This is a genomic window from Acidiphilium sp. PM, assembly GCF_000219295.1.
Lineage (GTDB): Bacteria > Pseudomonadota > Alphaproteobacteria > Acetobacterales > Acetobacteraceae > Acidiphilium > Acidiphilium multivorum.
Genome location: NZ_AFPR01000183.1, coordinates 1 through 3,775 on the forward strand (window position 1 = coordinate 1; position 3,775 = coordinate 3,775).

The following is a 3,775-nucleotide window of genomic DNA, read 5'->3' on the forward strand; positions in this document are numbered from 1 at the left end:
CGCGCAGGATGTCGCCCCTGCCGCGCTTGCCGAGGCGAAGCACGCCCGGCTTGCCGCCGCCCTCGCGCGGGCCGGCTTCGCTGACCCGCATCCGGCGCCGGTGGTCTCGATCCCGATGGGCACCCGCCGGCGGGCGGATTTCGCCGTCGCGCGCGTCGCCGGCGCCGTCCGGCTCGGCTTTCACGAGACCCGTTCCCGCACGGTGGTCGACATTGCCGAATGCCCCCTGCTGCGGCCCGAGCTCGAAGCGCTGATCGACCCGCTTCGCGCGCTGCTCGCCCGGTTGCAGGGGCTGCGCAAGAGTGCCGATGTCCGGGTCAACCTCCTCGATGCCGGGGCGGACGTGTCGGTCGCGCTCGATGGCGAGGCCACCGCCGCCGACCGGGCGCGGCTGGTCGCCTTCGCGCAGGAACACGACCTGCCGCGAATCAGCCTCGGCGCCGAGCCGGTGCTGATCCGCCGCCCGCCCACGCTCGACTGCGCCGGCCTCGTCGTCCTCCCGCCGCCCGCCGCCTTCCTGCAACCGAGCTTCGAGGGCGAGGCGGCGATCCGCGCCGCCGTGCTCGCCGGCCTGCCGCCGAAACTCACCCGCAAGTCGAGGATCGTCGAGCTCTATGCCGGAATCGGCACCCTCACCGGCGCGCTCGCCGCCCATGCACGGGTGCATGCGGTCGAGGGCAGCGCCCCGGCGCTGGCCGCGCTCGATGAGGCGGCGCGGACCGGCGGCCAGGCCGGGCGGATCGACACCGAGCGGCGCGACCTCGCCCGCCGCCCCGTCACCGCGAAGGAACTTGCCGGTGCTGCCTGCGTCGTGCTCGATCCGCCCTTCGATGGCGCCGGCCCGCAAATCGCCCCCCTGGTCGAGGCGAAGGTGCAGCGCATCGTCTATGTCAGCTGCAACCCCGAGGCGCTCGCGCGCGAGGCCGCCCCCTTCGCCCGCGCCGGCTACCGCCTGCTCGCGTCCACCCCGATCGACCAGTTCCCCGGCTCCGACCATCTCGAAAGCGTCGTCGTCCTCGGCCTCTGACCGGAACGCGGGGCAGCAAAACCTTGCGCGCGGCGAAGCCGCCATGTTACTCATCCTTGCATGAGCCAGACGGTTTTCCGTTCCGCGCTTTTCCTGCCCCGCGCCGCCACCGTGCTGCGGAGCCTTCCGCTCGCGCTTCGACTTATCGACCCCTGGGCGTAACACCCGGCTGAAAACCGGCACGCACAGGGGAGAAAGACGAGGCTACCCAACGGTTCCCCAGCAGAGCGAGTGCATTCCATGACGATCCATCACCCGAATTTCGGCGCGGTCCCCGACGATCGCGTGTTCATCTTCGACACCACCCTGCGCGATGGCGAGCAGTCGCCCGGCTTCTCGATGAATCTCGACGAGAAGCTGCGCATGGCCGAAGCCCTCGCCGAACTCGGCGTCGACGTCATCGAGGCCGGCTTCCCGATCGCGAGCCAGGGCGATTTCGAAAGCGTGCGCCGCATCGCCGAAACCATCAAGGGACCCGTCATCGCCGGCCTCGCCCGCTCCGGCCGCGACGACATCGTCCGCGCCGGCGAGGCGGTGAAACCGGCCGAGCGCAAGCGCATCCACACCTTCATCTCCACCTCGCCGCTGCACATGAAATACAAGCTGCGGATGGAGCCCGACGCGGTGCTCGAGGCGGTGGTCCGCTCCGTCACCCTCGCCCGCGACTATACCGACGACGTCGAGTGGTCGGCCGAGGATGGCAGCCGCACCGAGCCCGATTTCCTCTGCCGCTGCGTCGAGGCGGCGATCCGCTCCGGCGCGACGACGATCAACATCCCCGACACGGTCGGCTACGCCGTGCCGGAAGACATCGCGCGGATCTTCACCATGCTGCGCGAGCGCGTGCCCGGCGCCGATGCGGTGATCTTCTCGACCCATAACCACAACGATCTCGGCCTCGCCGTCGCCAACACCATCGCCGCGATCAAGGCCGGCGCGCGCCAGATCGAATGCACCATCAACGGCATCGGCGAGCGCGCCGGCAATGCCGCGCTGGAAGAGATCGTGATGGCGATCCGCACCCGGCACGACGCGGTGCCCTACCGCAACAATATCGACACGCCGCGCATCCTGCGCACCTCCAAGCTGCTCGCCACCATCACCGGGTTCGACGTGCAGCCCAACAAGGCGATCGTCGGGCGCAACGCCTTCGCGCATGAAAGCGGCATCCACCAGGATGGCGTGCTGAAGAACGCCGCGACCTACGAGATCATGACGCCCGAATCGGTCGGCTGGCAGAAGACCAGCCTCGTGCTCGGCAAGCATTCCGGCCGCGCCGCCTTCCGCGACAAGCTGCGCGCCCTCGGCTATGGCGAGGTCGGCGACAACGCGCTGAACGACGCCTTCCGCCGCTTCAAGGACCTCGCCGACCGCAAGAAGCTGGTCTACGACGAGGACATCGCCGCCCTGTTCGACGAAACGGTGCTGCGCGACCAGAGCCGCATCCGCTTCGTCGCGCTGGAAGTCTGGGCCGGCTCGAAGGCGAAGCCCCGCGCCCGGCTCGAACTCGAGGTCGATGGCGAGATGAAGGTGCACGAATCGCATGGCGACGGCCCGGTCGATGCCACCTTCAACGCCATCCGCGCGATCTGCCCGCACGAGGCGGAGCTGAAGCTCTTCACCGTCGGCGCCGTCACCGAAGGCACCGATGCGCAGGCGAAATGCGGTGTGCGCCTCGAGGAAAACGGCAAGAGCGTCGACGGCCAGGGCTCGGATACCGACACGATCGTCGCCGCCGCCCGCGCCTATGTCCACGCGCTCAACAAGCTCATCGTCAAGCGCGAGCGCAAGGAACCGGCGGCGCTGACCGCCTGACCCGGCCCCTTCTGGCGGGCGGCGCGATAGAGCATTTTCCGATCCTAATCGATCGGATGATGCTCTATCATATTGATAAACAGAGCATCTTTATCTGATCGGATGATGCTCTACCCGTCCGCCAGAAATTCCTGGAGAGCGGCCAGCGTCGCCTCCGGGGCTTCCTCGGCGAGAAAATGACCCGACTCGATGGCCTGCCCCTCCACCGGGCCTGACGCATATCCGCGCCAGATCTCCAGCGGATCGTAGAGCGCGCCGACCAGCCCGCGCGACCCCCACAGCACCTTCAACGGCGCGGCGATCCTCTCCCGCCGCGCCCGGCTTTCGCGGTCGTGTTCGAGGTCGATCGTCGCCGCCGCGCGATAATCCTCGCAGATCGCCGTCACCGTCGCCGGGTCGGCCATCGCCCGCCGGTAATCCGCCATCGCCGCCTCGTCGAACACCGCCCGCGCCGTCTTGTGCCGGGCGGTCTGCGACAGCAGCCAGTATCCGGCGTCGCGGTTGATCAGGTCCTCCGGCAGCGGTGCCGGCTGGGCGAGGAAGAACCAGTGATAATAGCCCATGGCGAAGCGCATGTCGGTGCGCTCGAAATGCTCGATCGTGGGAATGATGTCGAGCAGCGCGAGCCGCGAGATCCGGTCGGGATGGTCGAGCGCCAGCCGGTGCGACACCCGCGCCCCGCGATCGTGGCCGACCAGCGCGAAGCGGCCGATCCCGAGATGTGCCGCGAGGTCGACGATGTCTTGCGCCATGCGCCGCTTGGAATAGGCTTCGTGGTCCGCACTCGCCGCCGGCTTGTAGCTGTTTCCATAGCCGGTGATGTCCGGGCAGATCACGGTGAATCGCGCCGCCAGCGCGGGCGCGATCCGGTGCCACATGCAATGGGTCTGCGGCATGCCGTGCAGCATCACCAGCGGCGGCCCGCTGCCGCCG

Annotated in this window: 3 protein-coding genes; 2 read left to right on the top strand and 1 reads right to left on the bottom strand. The window is 69.0% G+C overall.

Annotation, left to right across the window (positions count from 1 at the left end):
• The coding region (locus APM_RS08720; protein ID WP_007423001.1) for a class I SAM-dependent RNA methyltransferase at positions 1-1,027 on the top strand (1,027 nt) is incomplete at its 5' end.
• Positions 1,028-1,267: 240 nt separating this feature from the next.
• Positions 1,268-2,842 (top strand): 2-isopropylmalate synthase, encoded by a 1,575-nt coding sequence (locus APM_RS08725; protein ID WP_007423002.1) that lies wholly within the window; start codon positions 1,268-1,270, stop codon positions 2,840-2,842.
• Between the two features lie 110 nt (positions 2,843-2,952).
• On the opposite strand, the gene APM_RS08730 is transcribed toward APM_RS08725, so the two are convergent.
• Positions 2,953-3,775 (bottom strand): alpha/beta fold hydrolase (locus tag APM_RS08730; protein ID WP_007423003.1); only part of this gene is annotated, 823 nt, incomplete at its 5' end.

Excerpts from the sequence above, each read along its gene's own strand:
- APM_RS08725 (WP_007423002.1), top strand. The coding sequence starts at position 1,268 with ATGACGATCCATCACCCGAATTTCGGCGCGGTCCCCGACGATCGCGTG.